The sequence below is a fragment of the Clostridium estertheticum genome (assembly GCF_011065935.2).
GTDB classification, from domain to species: Bacteria; Bacillota; Clostridia; order Clostridiales; family Clostridiaceae; genus Clostridium_AD; species Clostridium_AD estertheticum_A.
This window is the reverse complement of record NZ_JAAMNH020000001.1, coordinates 4,593,804-4,620,008: the sequence shown is the minus strand read 5'-3', so window position 1 is coordinate 4,620,008 and position 26,205 is coordinate 4,593,804. Positions and strand designations below refer to the sequence as shown.

The window sequence follows — 26,205 nt, the reverse complement described above, 5'->3', positions numbered from 1 at the left end:
TATTGTAATATTAATATTGAAACAGTTCAAGTAGTTATATAAAAGTTGTAAGATTGCAAATATTATGTTAATTATAATAATGCTGATATATATAGGATTAATAATAATTTTAAACTTAACTAAAAAATAAAACAGAATGATATAAAAATGAAACAACATCAAAAGATACCGCCTAAGCCAGGAAAATATGTTGATTAATTAAAGCTGTAATCATTTACTCACACCTTAATTTTAGACTCAGTTTCATATTATCATTTGCAAGAGTTTTTTATCCTGCATACACATAGAAGAAATCTTGAAAAATTAATATTATTTTCATATATAATGCGTTATAATAAATAATGTATTAATATAATGGGAGGGTTAAAAATATGAGCAAACCTAGCATGTTTAGCAAGGATTATAAAAAAGAAATTAAAAAAAGAAAAAGGAAAATGGCATTATTGATTATTGTCCCTATAATAGGGTTAATTATATTTTTGATTACAGATTTTAATGCACTAAAAAATAGTGGAATAAGTATGAAGAATGGTATAAATAGCACCCTGTTAAATAAATCAAAAGATAAACAAAGTAGTACCGTACAAGTGGAAAAAACACCACAAGTTGTTAAACCACAATCAGATGCTGAAAAGACTAAAGTTAAAAAAGCAGAAGAAGCTTTAAAGGCGGAAGCGGCTTTGAAAAATGAAATATTTGTTGCTTCTCTATCTGATGGACAAAAAATAAGTATTGAATTTAACGTTGTGGCGGCAGAGAAAACCATAAAAGGTGTAACAGACGCTAAAAATATATCATATGATATAAGTCCAAGTAAGAAATCGATAGTTATACAGAGCAAAAGCAATCAGGATTTGCTATATGTTGATGTAAACAAAGTGAGTAAAGACATTACAAAAAAAACATATGAGTCTAGCAAAGGTGAAATGTTTTCAAAGGAGGGAATACTTAAAAGTCATATAACCTACCTTTGGTCAATTACGCCTAAGTTCATTGATGAAGATAATATTGCATACGTTAGTGAATTACCTTGGATAAATGATAAGGGAGTGAAATATATATGGAAGGTTAATTTGAAAAGTAATGTTCATATGCAGGTAAAACCAGCATCAGGAATGAATATCACTTTTGGAAATATTACTTCTAAGGGGCTTGCCACATTTATAGATGGCAAAGCAGTATATGTAACTTCTAATGGGGAAGTAATAGAATAGGGAAAAGAGGTTTGAATATGGATATAGGATTATCTTCCGCATGTTTTTATCCGGATTTACATACGGAAAATAGTATAGAAAAGATGAAAGAGCTAGGATTTAATCATGGTGAAATATTTTTAAATACAGTAAGTGAGTATGAAGAAGAATTTATAAAGATACTTTTAGAAAAAAAAGAAAGCTGTGAATTCAATGTAAATTCTGTTCATGCATTTTCAAGCTCTTTTGAACCATATCTTTTCGATAAATATTATAGGCGAAGAGCAGATGCGTTAAAACATTTCAAAAGTGTTTGCAAGGCAACAAAGTTATTAGGAGCTAGTTGTTACACATTTCATGGTATGCGCTATACAAATTTTAATGAACTAGATAAAAAATTTATTATAGATATATATAATGAACTTTCTTATATTGCTATGGAGTCAGGTGTTAAATTAGCACAGGAAAATGTATCTTGGGCAATGTCTTCTGATTTAAAATTTTTAACGTTTTTAGCTGAAAAATGTAAATATCCAACATATTTTACTTTGGATTTAAAGCAAGCGTGCAGAGCTAACGTTCCAATTGAAAAGTATATTGATATTATGGGTAATAATATAGTAAATCTTCATATTAATGATAGAGATGAAATTTCATCTTGCCTTTTACCGGGAAAAGGAAATTTGAATTATAAAAACATAGCAAATATGCTTAAAAGTGTAGGATATAGTGGGAAAGGGATTATTGAGGTTTACAGTGACAATTTCTCAAATTATGAAGAGCTAACAAAGGCAAAGAATTTTGTTTTTGAAATCTTTAGTGATATTTTATAAGACAAAATAATTATTAACCTTGTAACAATTTAAAATCCATAGCATAGAATATTTGTAATAATATGTAAATAGTAATCTTAATAGATTATAACATTACTAAAATTATGTTGTAAATTATAAATAATTTGGTTATAATCAGTAATATTAGACTATATAAGTGTAGATGCTTAATAATATTTGTAAATAGCTTAAAAGTTATGTTATAATGTTAAGGTTAACAAGCATTTGTGGTGATTAGGAGGAGTAATATAATGATAGTTAAAATGGAAAAATTAGAAAAAAATATTGTTAAATTAGAAATAACGGTAGAGGCAAAGAGATTTAGTGAATCTTTGAAAAAATCTTCTGTAAAAAACTCAAAAACTATAAACATACCTGGATTCAGAAAAGGTAAAGCACCAATGTCTATAATAAAAAAAATGTATGGTGAAGGTGTTTTCTTTGAAGATGCTATAAATTTCTGTTGTGATGATACATATCCAGAAGCTTTAAAAGAGTATGATATAAGTCCATTGGATTATCCTCAAATTGATATTATTCAAATAGGCGAGGGAAAAGATTTTGTATATACTGCATCTGTATCAGTAATTCCAGAAGTTATAATGGGAGAATACAAAGGACTAGAAGCAAAGAAAACTGAATATAAAGTAACAGATGATGAAATTGAAAACCAACTAAAAGGCATGCAAGAAAAAAATGCTAGAATTGAAGAGAAGATTGATGGCGAAGTTGCAATGGGCGATATAGCTATTATAGATTTTAAAGGATTTATTGATGAAGCAGCTTTTGAAGGTGGAGAAGGAAAAGACTTTGAACTTGAAATAGGTTCAGGATCATTTATTGATACTTTCGAACAGCAATTAGTGGGACTCAAAGCAGGCGAAAGTAAAGAAGTTAAAGTTAATTTTCCAGAGCAATATGGAAGAGAAGACTTAAATGGAAAACTTGCAACTTTTAATGTAACTATTAAAAGCATGAAGGTAAAAGAATTACCAGCTATTGATGATGAATTTACTAAAGAAGTATCAGAATTTGATACTTTAGAAGAACTAAGAAATGACATTAAAACAAATCTTGAAAAATCAAGTAAAGATAGAGAAACTAAAGAATTTGAAGAAGCTGTAATAGATGCAGTTTGTTCTAATGTTCTAATGGACATTCCAGAAGTTATGGTAAAAAGAGAAACTGATGTTATGTTAAAAGATTTAGAAATGAAATTAAAATATCAAGGTTTAGATCTTGAACAATATTATCAGTATACTAACAACACAGAAGAAAAAGTTAGAGAATTCATGAAAGAAGCAGCTGAAAAAAGAGTTAAAACAGATTTAATAATAACAGAGATAGCAAAAATAGAAAAAGTTGAAGCAACTGACGAAGAATTGCTTGCAAAAGCAAAAGAAGTTGCGGCTCAATATGGAGAAAAAGATATAGATAAAACAGCAGATTTAATTATAAAAGCACAAAAAGAATATCTGAAAATTGATGTTGTAAATGAAAAAGTAATAAAAATGTTAGTTGATAGCGCTAAAGTTATTGCGTAATATACTTTAAAATTAATTGCCAGATATTTTTCTGGCAATTAATTTTAAATATAGGATAAAAATATATGGTTAAAAATTAATTATTTAGGATAGAATTACAGGTGGATTACCTTTCGAAGTAGTTCTATTATTAGACAAGAGGAGGGAATTATATGAGTTTGGTGCCAATGGTTGTTGAACAAACAAATAGGGGAGAAAGATCATATGATATTTATTCAAGATTATTAAAAGAAAGAATAATATTTCTAGGAGAAGAAGTAAATGATACTACTGCTAGTTTAATTGTTGCCCAATTATTGTATTTGGAGTCTGAAGACCCTGACAAAGATATTTATTTGTATATAAATAGTCCGGGTGGATCAATTACAGCAGGTATGGCTATTTTTGACACAATGCAATATATAAAGCCACAAGTTTCAACTATATGTACTGGTATGGCAGCATCTATGGGAGCTTTCTTATTAGCAGCTGGAGAAAAGGGTAAAAGATTTGCATTACCTAATAGTGAAATTTTGATACACCAGCCTTTAGGAGGATTCCAAGGTCAAGCAACGGATATTGATATCCATGCAAAACGAATTATGAGAACTAAAGATACATTAAATAAGATATTGAGTGAAAGAACTGGCCAATCAATAGAGAAAATTCAACATGATGTTGAAAGAGATTACTTCATGAGTGCGCTAGAGGCTATGGAGTATGGATTAATAGATGAAGTTATAAGTAAAAAGAAATAACATAAAACGAAATAAGGTTAATAGAGGTGAAATTATGACAAAGTTTGATGAGAAAAAACAACTTAAATGTTCTTTCTGTGGTAAAACCCAAGACCAAGTTAGAAGATTAATTGCAGGACCTGGAGTATATATCTGTGATGAGTGTATAGAATTATGTTCTGAAATAATTGTAGATGAATTTCAAGGTGATGTGGAACTAGACCTTGGTACCTTGCCAAAACCTGCAGAAATAAAAAAATATATAGATGATTACGTAGTTGGTCAAGATACAGCTAAAAAATCCTTGGCTGTGGCAGTATATAATCATTACAAAAGAATAAATTCAAATATCAATGAAAGTGATGTTGAACTTCAGAAAAGCAATATATTACTACTTGGACCTACAGGCTGTGGTAAAACATTACTTGCTCAAACCTTGGCAAAATATTTAAATGTACCTTTTGCTATAGCAGATGCAACTACACTTACTGAAGCAGGGTATGTTGGAGAAGATGTAGAAAACATCTTGCTTAAATTAATACAAAATGCTGACTATGATGTAGAAAAGGCAGAAAAAGGTATTATATATATAGATGAAATAGATAAGATTGCTAGAAAATCAGAAAATCCTTCTATAACTAGGGATGTATCTGGAGAAGGCGTTCAACAAGCATTACTTAAAATATTAGAAGGAACTACAGCATCAGTACCACCACAAGGCGGAAGAAAGCATCCTCATCAAGAGTTTATTCAGATAAATACAGCAAATATTTTATTTATCTGTGGAGGAGCCTTTGATGGACTTGATAAAATTATAGAAAAAAGAACTAGAACTACTTCAGTTGGTTTTGGAGCTGATATACAATCTAAAGAAGAAAAAAATGTAGGAGAACTATTGAAATCTATAATGCCTGGAGATTTACTAAAGTTTGGTTTAATTCCAGAGTTTGTAGGTAGGCTTCCTATAGTAGTTACTCTTGAAGCACTAGATGAAGAGGCATTAGTTAAAATTCTTAGTGAACCTAAAAATGCGCTTATTAAACAATATAAGAAATTATTTGAGATGGATAACGTAGAGTTAGAGTTTGAAGAACAAGCCTTAAAAGCTATAGCCAAAGAAGCTATTAAAAGAAAAACTGGAGCTAGAGGACTCAGATCTATTATAGAGGATACAATGAAGGAAATTATGTTTGATATCCCTTCTAATGAACAAGTATCTAAAGTAATAGTTAATGAGGATACTATTAGAACTAGAAACCCACAACTAATTTTAGCTGAAAGTGGGAAAAGAGAAAAATTAAAGTTAACAAAAAAAATTAAAACTAAAAAAGGCATAGAAACAGCATAAAAATAAAATTTTAAATATATTAAAAAGGCGGATTATTTATCTGTCTTTTTTATTTTTTGATAAATTATAAAATTTAAAATTACGATCATATAAATCATAAATATAATTAAAACAATTTGTAAATCCACAATAAAACCCTTTAAATAAAATTGTTATATGGAAGAAAAAGAATATATTAAATACAACTTGAGCATAATATCAAATGATAGAATACCTACTAGAACTTGTTAAATTAAATGTGAGGGGAGGATTAGTTTAATATAATTATATATTAAACTTTTAATAATATGAGTATTCAACTTCTAATGATAATACAACTTTTTTTTACTGCAGTAATTGGGGTATATGTTTTTAATGCATTAAAGGGTCACCAAAATGGAAAGGCGTCTGCTAATGTGGATAGCAAAAAAGAAATGGAAAAATTAAGAGTAATGAAAAGCATAAGCCTTACAGAACCACTAACAGAGAAAAGTAGACCAACAAAATTTGAAGATGTTATAGGTCAGGAAAAAGGAATTAAAGCTTTGCAAGCAGCAATATGCGGCCCTAATCCTCAACATGTCATAATTTATGGCCCACCAGGAATAGGTAAAACAGCAGCGGCTAGACTAGTGCTAGAAGACGCCAAAAAAAGATCGCGATCTCCCTTTAATGAATGTTCTAAGTTTATAGAAATAGATGCAACCACAGTCAGATTTGATGAAAGAGGCATAGCGGACCCCCTTATTGGATCTGTTCACGATCCCATATATCAAGGAGCGGGACCACTAGGAGTAGCTGGAGTGCCACAACCCAAACCTGGAGCAGTTACAAAAGCACATGGTGGCATTCTATTTATTGATGAAATCGGAGAATTACATCCTATTGAAATGAATAAACTGCTTAAAGTATTAGAGGATAGAAAAGTATTTTTAGATAGTGCTTATTATAATGGAGAAGATCCTAATACGCCACTTTATATAAAAGAGGTATTTGACGAAGGGCTTCCAGCTGATTTCAGGCTTATAGGAGCAACTACACGTAATCCAGAAGAAATAACTCCAGCAATAAGGTCAAGGTGCGTAGAAATATTTTTTAGGCAATTGCTACCAGAAGAATTGCAGATAATTGCCAGTAACGCAATAAATAAAGTTGGTCTTAAAATTTGTGACAGTGCATTAAAGCTTGTAGGTAAGTACTCTAGCAATGGACGTGATACCGTTAATTTAATTCAGCTAGCTTGTGGAATTGCTATTAATGATGAAAGAAATGAAGTAAGTATTGAAGATATTGAATGGGTTATAGAAAATGGCCAGTATTCACCAAGGACTGAGTCTAGAATATCAGAAAAGCCACAAATTGGATATGTAAATGGTCTAGCAGTTTATGGAGCAAATATGGGAGCTGTAATGGAAATCGAAGCTTCAGCAAAAAAAATAAAATTGCGAAAAGGAATACTTAAAATCACAGGGATTATTGAGGAAGAAGAAATAAGCAGTACAAATAAAAAACTTCGACGAAAAAGTACAGCAAGATCCTCAGTTGAAAATGTGGTTACAGTACTGGAAAAGTATTTCAACATAGATTGTGATGATTATGATATTCATGTAAACTTTCCTGGCGGATCACCTGTGGATGGACCATCCGCTGGTATAAGCATAACAACAGCAATATACAGTGCTATAAAAGGCATACCAGTTGATAACATGGTTGCAATGACAGGAGAGATATCAATTCATGGGAATGTAAAGCCTATAGGCGGTGTGAATGCAAAGATTGCGGCTGCAAAAAAAGCAGGGGCTACAAGGGTTATTATTCCTAGAGATAATTGGCAGGATAGCTTTAAAAATATTGAAAACCTTGTGATTATACCTGTGAGTAATATTACTGAGGTGATTCGCGAAGCCTTAATTGTGGAGAGCCCTAAAAATATTTCAATTACGTTTGATCAGGATGTGGATGTTATAGCAGCTGAATCAGTCAAATTGTAGCCACGTTTTAGCAACGCCTGGGATGATCTATTGAAACAAATAACAAGTCAGTATGATAGTATATCTGACTTGTTATTTGTTTTCATATGCCTTATAATTTTATTTTAAATTTTCTAGTATTGAAAATTAATTATATTATAGGTATACTATAGTAGCGTTGCTATAATTATAACTATTATAAAAATATATATATTAATATTTATAGTTCTATATATTAATATGAAATTTTCAATTTCAAATTTAATTTTATGCTAATAAAATAATATTAATTTAGAAAAGAGGGAGAAAAATGGATAAAAATATAAAACTTCTTCCGCTAATTCCACTAAGAGGTATGAATATATTTCCATATATGGTGTTGCATTTTGATGTTGGTAGAGAAAAATCTATACTGGCACTGGAAGATGCTATGCTAAATAATCAAGAAATTTTTCTGGTTTCACAGAAGGTATCAAAAATTGAAGAACCAGAGGAAAAGGATATATATAGTATTGGTACTGTTTGTAATATAAAGCAAATATTAAAGTTACCAGGAGATACAATTAGGGTACTAGTTGAAGGGCTAAAAAGAGGGAAGATTTCGGAATACATAGAGAATGAAACTTTTGTACGAGCAGAAATAGAAATTATTGAAGATGAAGATTGCATTGATGATAAGAAATGTAAGGCTTTAGTTAGAATTATAGACAAAGCTTTTGAAGAATACATAAATTTGTCAGCTAATAATTTTCCTGATGCATTATTCAGTTTAGAAGAGACAAAAGAGCCGGGAAGATATTGCGATATTGTAAGTTCATATTTAATACTAAAACCAGAAACAAAACAAAAATTGCTTGAAACATTAGACGTTATTAAAAGATTAGAAAAGCTACTATTTATATTAAAAAATGAAGTTGAAGTATTAAAGATAGAAAAGAAAATTGGAACAAAGGTTAAAAGTAGAATTGATAAAATTCAAAAGGAATATTATCTAAGAGAACAAATAAAGGCTATACAAGAAGAATTAGGAGAAGATGACGAGAATAAAAGAGAAGCAGAGGAATATGAAAATAAGATAAACAAAGCAAAGCTTCCTAAAGAGGCAAAAGAAAAGGCGATTTATGAACTAAATAGATTGAAAAGTGCAGGAAATTATTCTTCTGAAAGTGGAGTAATAAGAGCATATTTAGATTGGATTTTAGATCTACCTTGGAATAAATTTACTAAAGATAACATTGATATTAACAAGGCTAGAGAAGTTTTTGCAGCAGAACATTACGGTCTAGAGGATGTTAAGGAAAGAATAATAGAATATTTAGCAGTAAAAAAAATCAGCAAAACCCTTAAAGGACCTATACTTTGTTTGGTAGGACCCCCAGGAGTTGGAAAAACATCTATAGCAAGGTCTGTTGCAAATGCATTAAATAGAAATTTTGTTAGAATGTCACTGGGTGGAGTAAAAGATGAGGCTGAAATAAGAGGACATAGAAAAACTTATGTGGGAGCAATTCCAGGTAGAATTATATATGCCATGAAACAAGCTGCATCTAAAAATCCATTATTCTTATTAGATGAAATTGATAAAATGAGTGGAGATTTTAAGGGTGACCCTGCAGATGCACTACTGGAAGTTTTGGATAGTGAGCAAAATGCAACTTTTAGGGATCATTACCTGGAACTCGACTTTGATTTATCAAAGATTTTGTTTATAACTACTGCAAATAAATTAGACACAATTCCAAGACCATTATTAGATAGAATGGAAATTATTGAGGTGTCCGGGTACACCTCAGAAGAAAAATTTCATATTGCTAAGAATCACCTTATTCCAAAGATGTTAAAAGAACATAATATGGAAGGCGATAAAATAAATTTTTCTGATCCTTCAATAAATTGTATTATAGAAAATTATACTAGGGAATCAGGGGTTAGAAATCTTGAAAGACAAATTGCTTCTGTTATCAGAAAAGCAATAACAGAAATGGTTGAAAAGAGTAAAGAAAAAGTTAATGTTACAACGTCGCATGTAAAAAGGTATTTAGGAATTGTACTATATACCTATGACAAAGCTGATATGGAAGATGGAGTAGGGGTTGTAACAGGCCTTGCGTGGACTGAAGTGGGTGGCGTTACTTTGCCTGTAGAGGTAAGTGCTATGGAGGGAACTGGTAAGCTTGAACTTACTGGCCAACTAGGAGATGTTATGAAAGAATCTGCTAAAGCTGGATACAGTTATGTTAGAGCTAATGCAGCTAAATATAATATCGATAGTGACTTTTATAAAAATAAGGACATTCATATTCATGTACCAGAAGGTGCAGTACCTAAAGATGGTCCATCAGCTGGGGTAACAATGATTACTGGAATGGTATCTGCCCTAACTAACAGAAAAGTAAGACATAACGTAGCAATGACAGGTGAGATCACTCTTACAGGAAGAGTATTACCTATTGGAGGGCTTAAGGAAAAATCCTTAGCTGCCTATAGAGCAGGCATTGATACAATTATAATTCCCAGGGATAATGAAAAAGATATACAAAAGATACCAAAGAGTATTGCAGATAAACTAAAATTTATAATTGCAAGTAAAGTAGAAGATGTACTTGAAAATGCATTAATTGGAGAGATAAATAATGGAGATAAAACAATCTGAATTCATAATTTCAGCAGTGAAACCTGCTCAATATCCAACGGATAATAGGGTGGAGTATGCTTTTGTAGGTAGGTCTAATGTAGGAAAATCATCTTTGATAAATACTTTAACAAATAGACGTAAATTGGTTAAAGTTAGTGGTACACCTGGAAAAACAAGACTTATAAACTTTTTTTTAATAAACGAAAGCTTCTATTTTGTTGATCTACCAGGTTATGGATATGCTAAAGTATCAAAATCTGAACAAGCTAAATGGGGAAAAATGATGGAGGACTATTTAGTCCGCAGACCTCAGCTTCAAAAGGTAGCATTGCTCGTAGATTGCAGACGTAAGCCAACTAAAGATGATCTTCTAATGTACGGATGGATAAAACATTTTGGCTATGAAGTAGTAATAGTTGCAACAAAAAAAGATAAGCTAAATAGAGCAGAATTAGTAAAAAATAATAAGTTAATTAGAGAAACACTTGATTTAGACGATAATGAAGAGATTATCAATATTTCATCATTAAAGAAAATAGGTGTGAAAGAGTTACTAGGAAATATGTTTAATGACACCGAAGGTGACGATTTAACGTCTCTGAAACTATAGAATAAAAATAATGATATAAATGAAATAGACCTACATTACAGTATGCGAAACAGTAATTTTTGCACAAAGTGATGAGGCCTATTTTTTTTGCGTTTTAATTAAAAATTCAGTGTCAAATTATTTATATGAGAATAGTATATATTAGAAAACAAAAGAAAAAGGTTTTAAAATAAAGATTAAACCAAGTTAGAAAGTTAACAAGAAAAATAGGAGGAGGAAAGTAAAGTGGATGTGAATGAATTACTAAGTGGATTAACACGCAAAAATGAATGTTGCCCTACTAGAAGATGTTGTAACAACAACAACAACAACAACGGTATCTTCGGTGGAAGTTCATTAATTATTATCATTATTCTATTATGTTTCTGCGGAGGATTTGGTGGTGAAAGAATAGAAAGTGGTACTGTTTGTGGATGCGACCCTAAACACTGCAAGGAATTATGTAGATGTGGCTCAAGTAATGTAGGTGGCTGCGGTGGATTTGGTGGATTTGGTTCAGGGTTTGGTAGCTGGTTTATAATAATAATAATAATACTTTTATTCTCAAACAACAATAGAAACAGATGCTGTGACGATTTTTGTGACGAATAATACCTTAGACAGTGAATTATAAGTGCACATTTAGATAAATTAAAATATTAATTACCATCAGTTAAAAGTTTTATCATATTGAACGTGCCCAGAAGGGGGGTTTTATATGTCAAGAAGAAGATGTTGTTGTAACCAAGCTGCAGTTGTTGGATGTGGAAATCAACTTGGAGGTCTATGCTCAAATCCAATTTGTGCAGTAATAATCTTAATTGTACTTCAAAAAACATGTCTACTTGAAAACGATAAATCATTTTTAGTGATATTAATTTTAATAGGTTTTTGTTGTTGTAGAGGTGGAAATGTTATAAGTCCAGTAAGAAGTTGTGGTTGCTAGTTCCAAAAATCAGGGAGAGCTTATGCTCTCCCATTTATAAATGAGGTGATAAATGTGTCAAAACATCACAAGAGCCATAGAAATAATATGAATGATGGAAATAACAGTAACAGTAACAGTAATAACAATAATGGTAATAATAACAGTTCTAACAATAATCCATTAACACAAATGCTTAATGGAAATTCTGGGAATCCATTGATGGCATTATTATCTAGTTTTCTTGGAGGAAATAGTGGTGGTGGTAACAATATGCTTGAAGGTTTGCTTTCAGGGTTAGGGGGATCCAATAATGACCTTTTAGGAAATTTGATGGGTAGTTTAGGGGGCCAAGATAATAATATATTATCAAACTTGATTGGTAGTTTAACTGGTGGTCAAGGTAATAATTCAAATCATAATAATGCAAATTCAAAATCCAATGTAACTAAAACTCCCAATGTAAAATCAAAACCCAATGCAAATCGAACATCAAGTACTGCAAGAAACAACAATAAAGATTTAAATGTAAATGATTCATCAACTTCCGGAGTAGAAGATCAATCAACTTCCAATGTAGATGACCAAGACAACTCATTTTCAAATATATTTTCAGGAGTTGCAAATATAGATTTAAGTCAAATATCAAATATGCTAGCTGGAATTGATTTAAATAATACAAATTTTACAGATATGATTAATTCATTATCTAATAATAGTTCCTTTGTAAATGGTGATTCATTTGAAGTTAATGATTCTCTTGAAAATAATGATGTTGAATTCAAACATACTGATCCTAAAGAAAGAACACATAGTATTTTGAAAAACTTAGAGGATGAGGATATAGGACAGTTAATATATATATTAGCTCATCTAGTAGATGACAGAAAACTTGAAACGTTAAATAAGATTGTAGAAGAAAATACTAACTGAAGACATTCTGATACTTATGTAAATTATCTTAAAAAACAGTAGGTTAAATATACGTGGTATATTTAACCTACTGTTATTTCACTTGACTTATAAATTATTAGTATCACTATTAGGAACATCATAACTTATCATAGTGCATTTACCATCAAGTATTCCACCTTCAGAAATCATCAATTTTTTTACTGAAATATCTCCTTTGACTTTGCCACAACTTTCTATGGATAAAGTGTCTTTACAACAGATATTTCCATGCAGTGTTCCATTTATATAAGCATTATTACACACTGTATTGCCTTTTATGTGTCCAGATTCTCCTAGTATTACATCATCTTCACAAAATATGTCTCCATCAATAGAACCATCTATTTTTATAAGTCCATTTACGTTCAAAGATCCAATTATAAAACACTGATCTCCAATTAATGTTTCAATTCTATTTACATCTTTTTCCTTATTATTAAACATATGAACACGCCTCCAATGTTAAATTAGTTTATATTTCTAAATAAAAATAGCTTTATTAAAAAATATTTAAAATATCTTTTATAATGAATAAAACCAGGCAAAAAGGTTAATATTATAAATGTAATCGGAGTTAAATCTCCATTAGCATAAAATTAAATATTTTATGCGGAACCCCCCCATCCCCCTTGGGACCGATAATACGGTCCCTTTTTAAACCGTAAATTATATTAATATTGTGTATATTAATTATCTAAAAAATTATTATTCTATCACTTAATACTTATAGAACTAATCTTTAAAGTAGAAATACCATCAACCTTAGGTGAGGGTTTAAGAATTAATTCTATGGTATAGTTTTTTATGTCCTTTAAATCCTTGGCAATAGTTCCTTTAAAGTTTAAGGTCCAGATAATTTCACTGACGCCTCCCTGTTTGTCCCAATTATAATCCTTAAAAACAGCATCTTGGAAGTTGAAATATATTTTTTTGTTTGATAAATCGCTTAATAATGATATATCATTACCACTTAAATCATATGAGAAAAGTTCTTTTGATATATTTAATTCAGATAGTGGGAAGCTTGTCATAAGATTTATGAAATTTGTTATTGTGTTTTTGCCCATATAATTATCATCATAGTTATAGTCAAAAGATTTCAAGCTATTTTTAATGAAAATATAACTTATAAAAGTCATTTTACCATCTTTAATATTTCCAGATAAAAATTTGGGCGTTTTATTATTTTTACTGTCAACAAAACCTAAAATATTATTGTTGCTGCAAAATATATCATCAAATTTTTCACTATTCCAGAGGAATACATGCTGAATAGCTTTATTATTTATGGATGCTTGAGTAAATATCTCTGGTATGTTATTTCTAGTTATGTCCATTAGCGTAAGTCTCATTGGCCACTGAGCATAATAATTTCCCACAGTGTTAACTTTTTTAGAGGGTTCTAGATAATAACTTTTATCTTGTGAATTTATTTGGATATAATATTTATCTGTTTCTGTTTTTATGTAGAGAATATCCTTAATTCCATCCCCTGTTAAATCAACCTGCAACATTTTGCTATCAGTAACAATATTAAATGTACTTAATGACTTGTTTTTGATTAATAAGAAGAAAGTAAGCATTGTTGCAAATACAATAAATGCTAGTGCATAGTAAATAAATTTCTTCTTAAAAAATATTATCTGCAATTTCATATATTCCACCCCCTTTAAATTATATGTAACAATTATATATTTAATTAATTTATATAGAAAAAAAATTAAAAAATTCATATTTATTATTATTGTGAGGTGAACTTATGAAAAAATCATTTAAAACGCTAAAAAACATATTTAGTTTTATTATAGTTTTAATTATGGTTTTTACTCTTTCTGCCTGTAAATCTAATAAAAGTGAGAATCAAAAAAAGTTAAATATATTCCTAGATACAACTGATAAATATTCTTCTAATGTAATTAAATTTTTAATTGAGGATTTTAAAAAAGCTAATCCAAATGTTGAAATAAAACTAAACGATGTACTAGGTGATAAAAGTGATATTATGGAGAGTATTAATCTTGGTACGGAAATTGATGTGATTTTCACTAATAGGAATACTCTTATTGAGCTTAGCAAAAAGGGAGTACTTAGTGATATGAAAAGTGTTTATGAAAAAGTTGCCATCAGTGATAGATATTATGACATTGTAGGTTCCTATGGTAGAGTAGGGGATAAATACTATGGTATAGGGGTTGTGCCATATTCTATTGAGCTATTATATAATAAAGTTAATCTTGAAAAGTTAAAAATATCCTACCCTAAAAACCTAGAACAATGGTTAGAAGTTTTGAAGCAAATTAATGGAAAGGGGATAAAAACTCCGGTAGTATTAACTGAAGAGATAGATGCTAATGGATTTCTATTTTCTTTGATTGCTAGCAAGGTGGTAAATATTCATGATCTTGAAGAAAGTTATGACAGTGGTGAAGAATCATATAAAAAAATGAAAGTCATGCAAGAGATATTTGATAAATTTAATTTGCTAACAAAAAGTAGTGGAATTGATAAAGAGCCTTTTGAGTCAGGAAATGAACAAAGTATTATTAGCTTTAATAATGGGGATGCTCCACTGCTAGCCTGTATCTCTTATTATAATTCTAAACTTAATGGAACAAACATAGGTATAATAGAAGATTATGATGATAATTCAAATTATGGTTCAAATATGCCCATTATAATTAATTCTCTAGTATGTCTTCCTATAAATGCAAAAAATGGGGATAATGCTAACGCTTTTATTAAATATATATATAGTGATGAGGTTCAAGGAAGGCTTGTCCAAAAGGGAATTATAAGTGGAAATAAAATTGCAAATAATAAAATATCAGGTATGGGCAAAATAATGGTTCAACATATGTTTAAAGCTAATGATAATAGTATTCTTATATTTTCTAATTTACCTGATAAGATCAAAAACAATGTATTGCTAGCTCTTAAAAGGATTATAGCCGGTGGTTACAATTCCAAAGAATGGGAAGAGATATTAAAAGAAAGCTACAAATGATTTATTAAAAAAAAAAGAAGTATAATTTTATACTTCTTTTTTTTATTTATTAAATTAATTTTTGCAATTTTCACATAATCCGTAAAAATATATTTTACTCGCTAAAACGTCATAGTTAGTATACTGTTTTACATCTTCAGTCACATTTGAAAAACATATGCCTTCGATGTCGTCAACTCTACCACAGCTTATGCACTGAACATGAGGATGTGATATCATGTTGCCATCATATCTGAAGTTACCTTCACCTACATTAAGTTCTATTATCAACTCAACCTCAACAAGAGTTTTTAACGCTTTATAAATTGTAGCCAAACTCATAGTAGGATAGGTTGGTTGTAGGGCTTTGTAGATTACCTCTGCTGAAGGATGCTCTTTTGTTGATTTTAAATATTTATAAACTGCAATACGCTGTGGTGTTAGCTTTAACTTTTTTTCTCTAAAAATTGTTGTAATGTTGTCCATATACACCATCCTATAATATAATTAATTGTTATAAATCTTATTATATAATAAAAACTATTACTTGTCAAAATAAAATATAGAAATAGTCGTACTAACAATTAAATTATTATTGAATTTTTAATTCATTTATAGGATAAGTAACATATATTAGTAATATAGAGAGGAGGGCTGATATTTTGAAAAAAACCTATGTATTAGATACCAATGTTATTCTATACGCGCCAAGTGCTATATTGTCCTTTGGAGATAATGATGTAATAATACCCGAAGTGGTTTTAGAGGAATTAGATAGTTTTAAAAAAGATAAAAGTGATTTAGGAGCTAATGCCAGATATGCTGCTAGACTTATTGATAAACTAAGACTTGAGGGAAAACTAAATGAGGGTGTTGAGCTTGCAAATGGGGGAAGACTTAGAGTAGAAATGAATCACTACGATACCAAAATTCCTCCTTCTTGGAGTAAAGAAAAAGCAGACAATAGAATATTACAGGTATGTAAGGGGCTTAAAGAGCAAGGGGAAGATGTATGGCTAATAACCAAAGATATATTCCAACGGATTAAGGCGGATGCTGTAGATATTAATGTAGAAGATTTTTATGAAAAATTTGTACCGGAATATGATAATCAGTATACAGGAAGAATTGAAGTATTTGTATCTCCCGAAAAACTTCAGGAGTTTTATAGCAAAAAAGTTTTACAAACAAGTACCTTACTTAATTATGATGAGAATACAGAAGAATATACCACACCAATTTTATACACGAATCAATTTTTAATAATTCATTCAATGGAAAACCCTAAACAAACTGCACTAGGCAGATATGATGGTAAAAATGTAGTACCACTTTACAGTAAGGAAAATAAGCCCTTAGGAGTAGTACCAAGAAATGTAGGACAGAGATTTATGCTAGAAGCACTAAGTATGGATGCAATAAAAGCCCCCTTAGTAATTGTTAAAGGACCAGCAGGAACAGCTAAAACATTATTTTCATTAGCAGTAGGGCTTCAAAAAATACTACAAGATAATAGTGAACATTACAGAAGAATTTTAGTTTGTAGACCAAATGTTACCATGGATGAAGAAATAGGGTTTTTACCTGGTACGGAACAAGAAAAAATATCACCCTTTATGCGACCAATATTTGACAATTTGGAAATGCTTGTGGATTCTGATGAAAAAGAACGTTATAAAAATGAGAAGGAATTAACAGATAAGATAAAAGACTTATTTGATAGGAGAATTATAACCACTGAAGCGATTGCTTACCTTAGAGGAAGGTCAATAGTTAAAAATTGGGTTATTATAGATGAAGCACAAAATTTGTCACCAAAACAGGTTAAGACAATAATAACTAGAGTTGGTGAAGGAACTAAGTTAATTCTTATAGGAGATCCAGAACAAATCGACCATCCTTTTCTTGATTCAAGATCAAATGGTTTGTGTTATGCCTCTGAAAAAATGAAGGGTAGCGAATTGTGTTATCAGGTAACATTAAAATATGATGAATGCGAGAGGTCACCCCTAGCGTACGAGGGCTCAAAAAAACTATAAATATGTTGAATTATAAAAGAGAGTATATGGGTTTATACTCTCTTTTTGTATGAAATTATCAAATTAGTAGTTTAGTTCACAAAAATTACATTAAAAATTTGTTTTAAAATACAAAGTTTTATTGTACAATAGGATAGTACCTAATAAGAAAAAGGATGGGAAACATGAGAAAACTAAAAAAACGTGGTAAGACCAAAAAACGTACAAGCACTCTTGTTGTATTATTTATAGTATTTGAACTCGTTTTCACAGCCATCACAGGCCCATATGTACTTTACTATGGCCCATTTAAAAATGCAAAAACTACAGTGGTAGGTGCAGCAATGACTACTCTTACATTGCAGTGGTTGGCAACAACATTTTTATCCGATGCGAAAATAAATGAAATTATGAAGGACCAATCAGTTGAAACTATAGCTCAAGCTGGCTTAGATGACAAAACATCTGGTGTAAAAGTAGAAAATAAAAATGATAATAGTATTGAAAGATATGACATAAAAGGAAAGAAATACAAAGGATATGTATTAGTAATTAGTGACCCAACTAGGTTAAAAGTAGGTTACAGTAGTAAGCTTCGTAAGGAAGGGCAATTAACTAGTGAAATTGCAAAAGATAATAATGCAGTTGCGGCCATTAATGGTGGTGCATTTTTAGATGAAGCTGCTGGAGCACTATGGGCAGGAACAGGAGCAAACCCAACGGGAATTATAATGACTGGTGGAAAAACTGTTTTTAATGACATAAGAAGTGAAAATGAAAAAACCGAGGTTGTTGCATTGACTAAAGAAGGAAATCTACTAGTTGGTCTTCATAGCATTAAAGAAATGAAACAAGATGGAGTTACTGAAGCAGTATCTTTTGGCCCAGCCATGATAGTTAATGGAAAGAAAATGATAAATAAAGGTGATGGTGGTATGGGTATTGCACCTAGAACAGCTATTGCACAAAGACGTGATGGGACAATAATATTATTAGTTATTGATGGTAGACAGGTAAATAGTATAGGGGCTACCTTAAGAGAGGTACAAGACATATTGTATGATGAATATGGGGCTTATAATGCTACTAACTTAGATGGAGGTTCTTCTTCTACTATGTTTTATAAGGATGAAGTTATAAACAATCCTAGCGACAGCTTGGGAGAAAGATCAATACCTTCAATTATTTATGTAGAGAGTAGATAATCGATATTTTAAATTAAAGGAGAAAGCATTATGAAATGGAAGAAAAGAATATTTATATGGATACTAGTATCTCTATCTTTACAGTTTTCGGTCCTATTTTATGTAGATCATTATTTTTTAGCCCCTGATTCGAAAGTTGTCACTAAAAAAGTTGTTGATGATAAACCTGAAAAAATAAAAAATATTGATATTACAGTTCCGGCAAACGCAAAAAACATATTAGCGTCCTATGATGCTAAATATTTATCTTATTATGAAAATGAAAAATTAAAAATTGTTGATTGTAAGGATGGAAGCGTTAAAGATATAGCGGTAAATGAAGCAAGTAAAATTTCTTTTTATGAATGGCTTCCAGATAGAAATAGAATGCTTTTAGTAGAGAAAAAAAGCTATGATGACTCTAGTAACTTAATATTATATTATTATGATGTATCAAAGGGCGAAAAAGTAAAGATTAAAGACTTAGCTTGGGCTAACACAAAATCCGAAGTAGAAGATATTCAATTATCAACTTTAACGGGAGTTACTTACGTAAAAGTTTCAAGTAAAGGTGAGAGAAGCAGTATATATAGAATAGACAGAATGGGTAGTATGACAAAAGCTGATACAATACCAAATTATGTTAGTAATATATCATTGGTGCGCCATGAAGATAAACTAATATATGAGGGATTAGTTTATAATAAAATATATGTTACAGGTAGTGATGAAGCTATTACCATTAAAGGTGTAGATAAGCTTACATTAATTGGTACTGATGATAATGATAATGTGTATCTTGGAGAAGTAAAAGATAAATTGATAAGCAAAATTTATTATGGTAAAACATCAGATAAGACTTCAAACTGGAAAGTGATTGATTTACAATTACCTTCTGAAAAAAATGATTTATTCGTTTCGTCAGATGGTAAAGTCTATCAAAATGATGCACTGAAAGGTGTAGTAAAAGATGTTAATTCTGGAACTGAAACTAGTTATGAAGGAAAGTTATTACAATTATATACTAGAGGAATAGTATCTTTAGTAGGTAATAAAATATCATTTGGCATTTTTAAGTAAGTAGTCATATTTAAATAAACTATTTTAAATTTAAACTATGCCTTGTGCATGGTTTTTTTATATATATGTTAATGCTTATAAACTATATTAATACCAATAAACAAGGAGATTTAAGAACTACCTTTAATAAAAATATAATTATTCATAAAAAATACAGTAGTAGAAATATATTCTTTTGTTTTAAGAATATTGGATTTGAAATAGCAATAAACACTGTTATAATAGATATATTGCACATTTAAAAAAATTAAAATTAGTAAGTTAAGGATAACCTAATAAGTGAAGTAACAATTAGCAGTGTTATTTATCTTGTAGGAATAAAAGGAGGAATAAATTTGGGTACAGCAGAAATATTAAATAAGATTTTGATGATACCGGCAATTTTATTAGCATTTACTTTTCATGAGTACGCACACGCTATCACAGCAGATAGGTTAGGAGACAAAACACCTAGATTTCAAGGAAGACTTACGCTGAATCCAATTGTTCATATAGATCCAATGGGATTTCTATTAATTTTATTAGTAGGATTTGGGTGGGCAAAACCCGTTCAGACAAACCCCAGTGCATATAAAAATTATTATAAGGATGATTTGAAAGTTTCAGCTGCAGGGCCAATTGCCAATTTAATCCTAGGCCTTGTATTTGCAATTTTGTATGTATTATTTGAAAGGTTTTCACCTCTTCAAGGTCAGTTATATACTATTATTGTAAAAATATTAGCCATTACAGGCTACCTTAATTGTATATTGTTTTTTCTTAATTTAGTTCCAATACCAGGCTTTGATGGATTTCATATAGTTAGGGATCTATTTCCAAAGTTTTTTTACAATTTATCAGATTCAATTCTTAGATATCAATTTCTAATATTTATGGTGTTAATATTTCCTATATTACCTGGGGGACAATCTATTTTTACTTATCTTGTTCAAGTACCGGGGTTGTGGCTATTTTCTCTTTTTACAAATATTGTAGGAATAATTTAAATGGATGGATGGATTATTATTTATGAGTTTTCTATTTTAATATATTGCATAAGTAATTATCTGGAAAGTGGAATGAAAAATTCCACTTTTGTTATATCTATACTTTTTAATAAACTAAATAAAGATGAGCAGTTCCATAAGCAATATAAATATATGTCACAACTTGAGGAAAGAAATAAAATAGCCCAGGAAATACATGATAATATTGGACACACTCTGTCTGGAGGTATAATGCAACTAGAGGGAGCTAAACTTTTATTAGATATTGACTTACCTAAATCAAAATCAATGGTCCAAAGCACCATTAATGTGCTACGTGAAGGTATGGACAATATAAGAATTACTTTGAAAAATATTAAACCACCATTCCAAAGCAAGATTGTTTTACTGAAAGAGAAATAGAAATAATAAAAGCTATTGCAGAAGGTCTTTCTAATAAAGAAATTTCTAGTAAACTATTTATATCCGAGGGGACGGTTAAGAACTATATCACTTACGTTTTAGGCAAGACTGGGTTAAAACATAGAACGCAAATCGCAATATATTATTTAAAAGGCGAAATATAATATTAGGCCCATGAAAATAAATAACAAGGGAGCATGTTATTTATTTTCATGTGACTTTAGTCATATAGAAAAGGTGACTTTCACTACTTACTAGGAAGTCGCTTTTTTTATACAATAGAATTATAAGAAATAAAAATTATGAAGAGGTGTTATATATGAATATAGTTAAGATTGAAGGATTAACCAAAAGATTTGGAGATGTAACAGCGGTAGACAATATAAGTTTATCAATAGAAGAAGGAGAAATTTATGGACTTTTAGGACCTAATGGAGCAGGTAAGAGCACCATTATAAATATATTATGTGGATTGTTATCAATGGATAAAGGTACAATTGAAATTTTAGGAAAAGACATTGAAAGTAGCAGCACCTATATTAAGCAAAACATTGGTGTGGTACCTCAAGACATTGCTATTTATGAGGATTTAACAGCTTATGAGAATGTTAAGTTTTTTGCTAGTCTTTATAGGTTAAAGGGGTCTGAACTTAAAGAAAAAGTAGAGGAAGCACTAAAGTTTGTGGGACTTTTAGATAAGAAAAAAGAGTATCCAAAGAGTTTTTCAGGTGGAATGAAAAGACGATTAAATATTGCATGCTCTATAGCTCATAGACCAAAGTTAATAATAATGGATGAACCAACAGTGGGCATTGATCCCCAATCAAGAAATCATATATTACAATCTGTAAAGAAATTAAATTCACTAGGATGTACTATAATTTATACTACGCATTATATGGAAGAGGTAGAAGCTATATGCGGGAATATAGCTATAATAGACCACGGAAAAGTAATTGCACAAGGGACTGTGGAGGGATTAAAGGCTATTGTTACAGATGTAAATTATGTTGAGATTACTGTGGAAAATATAGATGTGGTTAATATAGAGGACCTCAAAGCAATAGTGGGAGTTGTGCAAATAGAAGTTGCAGATGAGAAAATTAAAATAGAAAGCAAAAAAGGTGTTGCTAATTTAGATAAGATAATATTATTTTTTACTTCTAATAATATTTCTATTAAGAGTATAGAAAGCAAAAATCCAGATTTAGAGTCAGTATTCCTTACTCTAACTGGAAGGAAGCTCAGGGATTAGGCACATAACGGCTTATAATAGTTATGTAACTATAAGGAATAAAGGGGGTGAGAAAATGAAAATTCTTAATATTGGCTTTTTCAGGTGGAATGGATGGAAATTCATTAATGTTTGACAATACAAAGGTAGCTTATTCTATTGAGGGCCAAGGGCAAAGGGTGCAGGCTTTTGAAGAGTTTATAAAACAAACAGAAAAACTTGGCATAAAGGCTACAAAAATACAAGAATATGATAGTGGAATTAATAGTGTTAAGGAAACAGAATATGCATTGCTATAAGAAAGCTTCAAACAGGGTTACAGTTCAAAGATATATTAGGGAATATTGCAATATTAATAGGTTTTGCACTTACCTTTTTTCTGATTTCAGTTTACAAAATGAAAAAAGATAAAAATATGGAACGATTTATTTAAGACGGGGACAGTTAACAACCAATTGAAGTTTAAATTAAGGGACTAAAGCGGGGACAGTTAACAACTAATGATTCTTTAAAACTATAAAGTTTGTTTAGTTCAATTCCTGTGATATAATAATAAAGTGAATTTGAGAAAAATTATGTAGTAATTTTTTAATATATAGATAAAAGGAGAAAAATGTATGCGCCTAAGAAAAAAATATTGGGCTAGGCCAGAGCTTGAGTCTAGTCATATTGTAGTAACGGACCATTATGCTCATAAAGGAAAGTGGTTTGAAGAATTTAAAAATACTAATGAAATACATCTAGAGCTAGGCTGTGGTAAAGGTGGATTTATATCAGAGAGGTCTAAGCAAAATCAAAATATTAACTTTGTAGGTATAGATTTAAAAGATGAGGTACTAGTATTTGCCCTTAGAAAAGTAATAGACGTAAGAGAAGTTAAAGGGGAAGAAGATTTAAATGTAAGACTTATGCCATTAAACATCATGCTTATTGATGATGTGTTTGCAGAAGATGAGATAAGTAGAATTTATATAAATTTTTGTAATCCTTGGCCAAAAGAAAGGCATAACAAAAGAAGATTAACTCATACTAAATGTTTAACCAATTATAAGAAATTTTTAAAGCCTGGATCTGAAGTTTGGTTCAAAACAGATGATACAGAGTTGTTTGAAGACTCAATAGAGTATTTCAAACAAAGTGGTTTTGAAATATTATTTTTAACTTATGATTTGCACAATAGTGATTTTAAAGAAAATGTAGTTACAGAATACGAGGCTAAATTTGCAGAATTAGGTATGAAAGCTATGTTTCTGAAAGCTAAATTAATGTAGTGAAATAATAATCCTTTTAAAATAAAATAAAGTCTTGAAAATAAAATAAAGTTATAAGCATAATTGTCCACAGTAGAGCCGTAAAAATTGGAACTACTGTGGACAATTATTTTTTAGGGTATCCTCGACAAGGAAAGTATTGACATTTAAAGAAAATAAGACTACAATTTTATCAGATAATTAGACGATTGTCTAAATGTCTAAATATATAATAAAATTACAAGGAGAAATGAATATGTCAGTTCTCAATTTACCATTTAAAGCACTTGCAGACCCAACAAGAAGAAAAATTATTTTATTATTGAAAGACAGAGATTTGACTGCAGGAGAAATAGCGCAGCATTTTAATATGACCAAGCCAAGTATATCTCACCATCTTAATGCATTAAAGCAATCTTTGCTTTTAACAGATGAACGTAAGGGGCAACATATTTACTATTCTCTTAATACTACAGTGTTCCAAGAAGTAACTAATTGGTTTTTTAATACAACGCATGTTAATGAAGGGGGAATTGAAAATGAAAAAGATAAGTAATGTTTTGAAAAAAGATTGGGTTATTCTGATTCTCATTGTTTTAGGATTTGCACTTGGGGTATATTTTTATCCATCTCTTCCCAATAGAGTACCTATACACTGGAATTCAAAAGGACAAGTAGATGGGTATGGAAGTAAATTCTTAGGTGCATTTGGCGTTGTATTGATAAATTTAGGAATATATCTAATGTTTATTGTTCTACCTTATATAGACCCTAAAAGGAAAAACTATGAAAAATTTCAGTCAACTTATCAGTATTTAAAGTATCTATTAATTATATTTTTACTTGGGGTGGAAGTGACCGCACTTCTAATAGCTAAAGGTGTTGTAGTCAACACATCAATTTTTATACAAATATTGGGTTCGTTGTTATTGATTTTGTTAGGAAATGTTATGGGGAGATTTAAGCACAACTACTTTGTTGGAATAAAAACTCCTTGGACTTTAGCTAATGAAGAGGTGTGGAGAAAGACTCATAGGATGGCAGCACCATTATGGGTTATAGGAGGAATCATAAATATATTATTAACTATTGTGGGAATAGATTTCAATGGAATATCTAACATAATTATTTTGACAGTAATCGTAATTGTGCCAATTGTATATTCATATATTATCTATCAGCAAATTGTTAATTTAGATAAATAAGGACATAACATAAATTGCATTTTTGATAAAATTTATATTTTCAAAAGGGGGAGTATTGTAATGTTGGATTTTGGGAGTAAAGATTTAGGAATTCCTATTATTATGGTTATATTCGGATTAGTTTTAAGATTTAAACCGCCAAGTAAAATAAATAGCTTTTATGGTTATCGAACAACGCGTTCCATAAAGTCACAAGAAGCATGGGACTATGCACAGAGACGTATTGGGGGCTTGTGGTTATACACCGGTACTATTTTATATATAGCTATTAACATAAGTCTATTAATTTTACCTGCTTCAAAGGAATCTTTGAGCTTTATTCATGGAGGTATTGGGATAATTGCTTTGATAATTTGGATACCATTTGTTCAAAAAGAACTAAAAGAAAAATTTGATGAAGATGGTATCACAAAGAATTAATTAAATTTTCATGATTATGAGACAATTGCAGTTAAAAGCAAAGATTCTATAAAAAATGTTATAAGCAGAAAATAAGTATAATAAGTAGTTAAAGTTAAATTGCATTATAAAATAAAGGGTGACTTAATGGATTATATTTAGGGGGTTAATTTATGTATGTGTACGCACTTGTAGGGTATTTAGATTATGAAACAGAGGAATATTTCAAAAATTTATGGAAAGATTTAAGTGAAAATAATATAACGCAATATGGTGTAGATAAAAAAGGCATGAGGCCACACATTACCATTGCAGATTATGATAAATTAGATGTGGATAAATTTGTGGGCGTGCTTAATGAATTCTATAAGAATAAATCAAAGATAAACATAGATCTAAATATATTAGGTACTTTTATTAACACAGGAACTTTATTTCTTGCCCCAACCTTATCAACTCAGTTGCTGCAATTTCATAGGAGTCATCACGATCATTTTAAAGCATTTAATGAAGATGAAAAATCCTTTTATCTTCCAGGCATGTGGAATCCACATTGTACCATAGCAAGTAGGTTAAGTGAAGATAACATGGTACAAGCATTTATGTACTGTAAGAGTAACCCAAATAAAATATATGGAAAATTAAATGAGATCGCCCTTATAGAAATAAAGCTTAATGATAAGAGTATTGCGATAGAGGATAGAATTGTTTTTTCAAAGAACCTCAACTGATTATTAATAATGTACAACTCAAATAATTTTATATGGAATACTAAATG

Annotated in this window: 27 protein-coding genes and 1 pseudogene; 25 read left to right on the top strand and 3 right to left on the bottom strand. The window is 30.1% G+C overall.

Annotation, left to right across the window (positions count from 1 at the left end; genetic code table 11):
• Positions 1–371 precede the first annotated feature (371 nt).
• From G9F72_RS21940 to G9F72_RS21890, 11 genes are all read left to right on the top strand, one after another.
• Positions 372–1,214, top strand: coding sequence for a hypothetical protein (locus tag G9F72_RS21940; RefSeq protein WP_164958192.1), 843 nt, complete (start codon positions 372–374; stop codon positions 1,212–1,214).
• Positions 1,215–1,231: 17 nt separating this feature from the next.
• Positions 1,232–2,026, top strand: coding sequence for a sugar phosphate isomerase/epimerase family protein (locus G9F72_RS21935; protein ID WP_164958193.1), 795 nt, complete (start codon positions 1,232–1,234; stop codon positions 2,024–2,026).
• Between the two features lie 251 nt (positions 2,027–2,277).
• Positions 2,278–3,570 carry a trigger factor gene (gene tig, locus G9F72_RS21930; RefSeq protein ID WP_164958194.1) on the top strand — a complete coding sequence of 431 codons (1,293 nt, stop codon included), beginning with the start codon at positions 2,278–2,280 and terminating at the stop codon, positions 3,568–3,570.
• Between the two features lie 152 nt (positions 3,571–3,722).
• On the top strand, positions 3,723–4,307 hold the full coding sequence (clpP, locus tag G9F72_RS21925) for an ATP-dependent Clp endopeptidase proteolytic subunit ClpP (RefSeq protein ID WP_164958195.1): 585 nt from the start codon (positions 3,723–3,725) through the stop codon (positions 4,305–4,307).
• A gap of 34 nt (positions 4,308–4,341) precedes the next feature.
• Positions 4,342–5,634, top strand: a complete 1,293-nt coding sequence (gene clpX / locus G9F72_RS21920) for an ATP-dependent Clp protease ATP-binding subunit ClpX (protein ID WP_164958196.1) — start codon at positions 4,342–4,344, stop codon at positions 5,632–5,634.
• Positions 5,635–5,921: 287 nt separating this feature from the next.
• On the top strand, positions 5,922–7,604 hold the full coding sequence (gene lonB, locus G9F72_RS21915) for an ATP-dependent protease LonB (protein ID WP_164958197.1): 1,683 nt from the start codon (positions 5,922–5,924) through the stop codon (positions 7,602–7,604).
• A gap of 289 nt (positions 7,605–7,893) precedes the next feature.
• Positions 7,894–10,236: an endopeptidase La gene (lon, locus tag G9F72_RS21910; protein WP_164958198.1), complete on the top strand. Its 2,343-nt coding sequence runs from the start codon at positions 7,894–7,896 to the stop codon at positions 10,234–10,236.
• Positions 10,217–10,828 carry a ribosome biogenesis GTP-binding protein YihA/YsxC gene (gene yihA, locus G9F72_RS21905; protein WP_164958199.1) on the top strand — a complete coding sequence of 204 codons (612 nt, stop codon included), beginning with the start codon at positions 10,217–10,219 and terminating at the stop codon, positions 10,826–10,828. The genes lon and yihA overlap by 20 nt, the downstream gene beginning before the upstream one ends.
• A gap of 225 nt (positions 10,829–11,053) precedes the next feature.
• Entirely contained in the window at positions 11,054–11,419 is a 366-nt protein-coding gene (locus G9F72_RS21900) for a hypothetical protein (RefSeq protein ID WP_164958200.1), read from the top strand.
• Between the two features lie 106 nt (positions 11,420–11,525).
• Positions 11,526–11,753 carry a hypothetical protein gene (locus G9F72_RS21895; RefSeq protein WP_164958201.1) on the top strand — a complete coding sequence of 76 codons (228 nt, stop codon included), beginning with the start codon at positions 11,526–11,528 and terminating at the stop codon, positions 11,751–11,753.
• A gap of 54 nt (positions 11,754–11,807) precedes the next feature.
• The gene (locus tag G9F72_RS21890) at positions 11,808–12,665 is read left to right on the top strand and encodes a hypothetical protein (RefSeq protein ID WP_164958202.1); all 858 of its coding nucleotides are present in this window, start codon (positions 11,808–11,810) and stop codon (positions 12,663–12,665) included.
• A gap of 87 nt (positions 12,666–12,752) precedes the next feature.
• On the opposite strand, the gene G9F72_RS21885 is transcribed toward G9F72_RS21890, so the two are convergent.
• Both G9F72_RS21885 and G9F72_RS21880 read right to left on the bottom strand, forming a co-directional pair.
• On the bottom strand, positions 12,753–13,130 hold the full coding sequence (locus G9F72_RS21885; protein ID WP_164958203.1) for a polymer-forming cytoskeletal protein: 378 nt from the start codon (positions 13,128–13,130) through the stop codon (positions 12,753–12,755).
• Between the two features lie 269 nt (positions 13,131–13,399).
• Positions 13,400–14,341: a VCBS repeat-containing protein gene (locus G9F72_RS21880; RefSeq protein ID WP_164958204.1), complete on the bottom strand. Its 942-nt coding sequence runs from the start codon at positions 14,339–14,341 to the stop codon at positions 13,400–13,402.
• A gap of 104 nt (positions 14,342–14,445) precedes the next feature.
• Between G9F72_RS21880 and G9F72_RS21875 the strand changes: the two genes are divergently transcribed.
• Positions 14,446–15,690, top strand: a complete 1,245-nt coding sequence (locus G9F72_RS21875; RefSeq protein WP_164958205.1) for an ABC transporter substrate-binding protein — start codon at positions 14,446–14,448, stop codon at positions 15,688–15,690.
• A 54-nt stretch (positions 15,691–15,744) separates the two neighbouring features.
• Here G9F72_RS21875 and G9F72_RS21870 read toward each other — a convergent pair whose 3' ends face one another.
• Positions 15,745–16,155: a Fur family transcriptional regulator gene (locus G9F72_RS21870; protein WP_164958206.1), complete on the bottom strand. Its 411-nt coding sequence runs from the start codon at positions 16,153–16,155 to the stop codon at positions 15,745–15,747.
• A 176-nt stretch (positions 16,156–16,331) separates the two neighbouring features.
• Here G9F72_RS21870 and G9F72_RS21865 point away from each other — a divergent pair, with 176 nt between their 5' ends.
• From G9F72_RS21865 to G9F72_RS21805, 13 genes and pseudogenes are all read left to right on the top strand, one after another.
• Positions 16,332–17,708, top strand: coding sequence for a PhoH family protein (locus G9F72_RS21865; RefSeq protein WP_164958207.1), 1,377 nt, complete (start codon positions 16,332–16,334; stop codon positions 17,706–17,708).
• A 164-nt stretch (positions 17,709–17,872) separates the two neighbouring features.
• The gene (locus tag G9F72_RS21860; RefSeq protein WP_164958208.1) at positions 17,873–18,892 is read left to right on the top strand and encodes a phosphodiester glycosidase family protein; all 1,020 of its coding nucleotides are present in this window, start codon (positions 17,873–17,875) and stop codon (positions 18,890–18,892) included.
• 30 nt (positions 18,893–18,922) lie between these two features.
• Positions 18,923–19,951, top strand: coding sequence for a hypothetical protein (locus tag G9F72_RS21855; RefSeq protein ID WP_164958209.1), 1,029 nt, complete (start codon positions 18,923–18,925; stop codon positions 19,949–19,951).
• 368 nt (positions 19,952–20,319) lie between these two features.
• On the top strand, positions 20,320–20,937 hold the full coding sequence (locus G9F72_RS21850) for a site-2 protease family protein (RefSeq protein ID WP_187356078.1): 618 nt from the start codon (positions 20,320–20,322) through the stop codon (positions 20,935–20,937).
• Positions 20,938–21,339, top strand: coding sequence for a histidine kinase dimerization/phosphoacceptor domain-containing protein (locus tag G9F72_RS27485; protein WP_164958210.1), 402 nt, complete (start codon positions 20,938–20,940; stop codon positions 21,337–21,339). It begins immediately after the preceding gene.
• A pseudogene (locus tag G9F72_RS21840) lies at positions 21,312–21,503 on the top strand (response regulator transcription factor); the annotation flags it as partial. The gene G9F72_RS27485 and the pseudogene G9F72_RS21840, both read left to right, overlap by 28 nt.
• 155 nt (positions 21,504–21,658) lie before the next feature.
• On the top strand, positions 21,659–22,594 hold the full coding sequence (locus G9F72_RS21835; RefSeq protein WP_164958211.1) for an ABC transporter ATP-binding protein: 936 nt from the start codon (positions 21,659–21,661) through the stop codon (positions 22,592–22,594).
• An 89-nt stretch (positions 22,595–22,683) separates the two neighbouring features.
• The gene (locus G9F72_RS21830; RefSeq protein ID WP_164958212.1) at positions 22,684–22,872 is read left to right on the top strand and encodes a hypothetical protein; all 189 of its coding nucleotides are present in this window, start codon (positions 22,684–22,686) and stop codon (positions 22,870–22,872) included.
• Positions 22,873–23,190: 318 nt separating this feature from the next.
• On the top strand, positions 23,191–23,844 hold the full coding sequence (trmB, locus tag G9F72_RS21825) for a tRNA (guanosine(46)-N7)-methyltransferase TrmB (protein WP_164958213.1): 654 nt from the start codon (positions 23,191–23,193) through the stop codon (positions 23,842–23,844).
• Between the two features lie 235 nt (positions 23,845–24,079).
• Positions 24,080–24,379, top strand: coding sequence for an autorepressor SdpR family transcription factor (locus tag G9F72_RS21820; RefSeq protein ID WP_164958214.1), 300 nt, complete (start codon positions 24,080–24,082; stop codon positions 24,377–24,379).
• Positions 24,363–25,028 carry an SdpI family protein gene (locus G9F72_RS21815; RefSeq protein WP_164958215.1) on the top strand — a complete coding sequence of 222 codons (666 nt, stop codon included), beginning with the start codon at positions 24,363–24,365 and terminating at the stop codon, positions 25,026–25,028. The genes G9F72_RS21820 and G9F72_RS21815 overlap by 17 nt, the downstream gene beginning before the upstream one ends.
• A 60-nt stretch (positions 25,029–25,088) precedes the next feature.
• A complete protein-coding gene (locus G9F72_RS21810; RefSeq protein WP_164958216.1) occupies positions 25,089–25,448 on the top strand; it encodes an SdpI family protein in 360 nt (119 codons plus the stop codon).
• A 152-nt stretch (positions 25,449–25,600) separates the two neighbouring features.
• On the top strand, positions 25,601–26,158 hold the full coding sequence (locus G9F72_RS21805) for a 2'-5' RNA ligase family protein (protein ID WP_164958217.1): 558 nt from the start codon (positions 25,601–25,603) through the stop codon (positions 26,156–26,158).
• Positions 26,159–26,205 lie beyond the last annotated feature (47 nt).

What these genes read in the sequence shown, in the direction of transcription:
- yihA (WP_164958199.1), top strand. Translation starts at nt 10,217, where the DNA reads ATGGAGATAAAACAATCTGAATTCATAATTTCAGCAGTGAAACCTGCT.
- G9F72_RS21870 (WP_164958206.1), bottom strand. Translation starts at nt 16,155, where the DNA reads ATGGACAACATTACAACAATTTTTAGAGAAAAAAAGTTAAAGCTAACA.
- lon (WP_164958198.1), top strand. Translation starts at nt 7,894, where the DNA reads ATGGATAAAAATATAAAACTTCTTCCGCTAATTCCACTAAGAGGTATG.
- G9F72_RS21850 (WP_187356078.1), top strand. Translation starts at nt 20,320, where the DNA reads ATGATACCGGCAATTTTATTAGCATTTACTTTTCATGAGTACGCACAC.
- G9F72_RS21895 (WP_164958201.1), top strand. Translation starts at nt 11,526, where the DNA reads ATGTCAAGAAGAAGATGTTGTTGTAACCAAGCTGCAGTTGTTGGATGT.
- G9F72_RS21940 (WP_164958192.1), top strand. Translation starts at nt 372, where the DNA reads ATGAGCAAACCTAGCATGTTTAGCAAGGATTATAAAAAAGAAATTAAA.
- G9F72_RS21860 (WP_164958208.1), top strand. Translation starts at nt 17,873, where the DNA reads ATGAGAAAACTAAAAAAACGTGGTAAGACCAAAAAACGTACAAGCACT.
- G9F72_RS21810 (WP_164958216.1), top strand. Translation starts at nt 25,089, where the DNA reads ATGTTGGATTTTGGGAGTAAAGATTTAGGAATTCCTATTATTATGGTT.
- tig (WP_164958194.1), top strand. Translation starts at nt 2,278, where the DNA reads ATGATAGTTAAAATGGAAAAATTAGAAAAAAATATTGTTAAATTAGAA.
- clpP (WP_164958195.1), top strand. Translation starts at nt 3,723, where the DNA reads ATGAGTTTGGTGCCAATGGTTGTTGAACAAACAAATAGGGGAGAAAGA.
- G9F72_RS27485 (WP_164958210.1), top strand. Translation starts at nt 20,938, where the DNA reads ATGGATGGATGGATTATTATTTATGAGTTTTCTATTTTAATATATTGC.
- G9F72_RS21935 (WP_164958193.1), top strand. Translation starts at nt 1,232, where the DNA reads ATGGATATAGGATTATCTTCCGCATGTTTTTATCCGGATTTACATACG.
- G9F72_RS21815 (WP_164958215.1), top strand. Translation starts at nt 24,363, where the DNA reads ATGAAAAAGATAAGTAATGTTTTGAAAAAAGATTGGGTTATTCTGATT.
- G9F72_RS21820 (WP_164958214.1), top strand. Translation starts at nt 24,080, where the DNA reads ATGTCAGTTCTCAATTTACCATTTAAAGCACTTGCAGACCCAACAAGA.
- G9F72_RS21855 (WP_164958209.1), top strand. Translation starts at nt 18,923, where the DNA reads ATGAAATGGAAGAAAAGAATATTTATATGGATACTAGTATCTCTATCT.
- G9F72_RS21885 (WP_164958203.1), bottom strand. Translation starts at nt 13,130, where the DNA reads ATGTTTAATAATAAGGAAAAAGATGTAAATAGAATTGAAACATTAATT.
- clpX (WP_164958196.1), top strand. Translation starts at nt 4,342, where the DNA reads ATGACAAAGTTTGATGAGAAAAAACAACTTAAATGTTCTTTCTGTGGT.
- G9F72_RS21875 (WP_164958205.1), top strand. Translation starts at nt 14,446, where the DNA reads ATGAAAAAATCATTTAAAACGCTAAAAAACATATTTAGTTTTATTATA.
- trmB (WP_164958213.1), top strand. Translation starts at nt 23,191, where the DNA reads ATGCGCCTAAGAAAAAAATATTGGGCTAGGCCAGAGCTTGAGTCTAGT.
- G9F72_RS21805 (WP_164958217.1), top strand. Translation starts at nt 25,601, where the DNA reads ATGTATGTGTACGCACTTGTAGGGTATTTAGATTATGAAACAGAGGAA.
- lonB (WP_164958197.1), top strand. Translation starts at nt 5,922, where the DNA reads ATGAGTATTCAACTTCTAATGATAATACAACTTTTTTTTACTGCAGTA.
- G9F72_RS21880 (WP_164958204.1), bottom strand. Translation starts at nt 14,341, where the DNA reads ATGAAATTGCAGATAATATTTTTTAAGAAGAAATTTATTTACTATGCA.
- G9F72_RS21830 (WP_164958212.1), top strand. Translation starts at nt 22,684, where the DNA reads ATGGATGGAAATTCATTAATGTTTGACAATACAAAGGTAGCTTATTCT.
- G9F72_RS21835 (WP_164958211.1), top strand. Translation starts at nt 21,659, where the DNA reads ATGAATATAGTTAAGATTGAAGGATTAACCAAAAGATTTGGAGATGTA.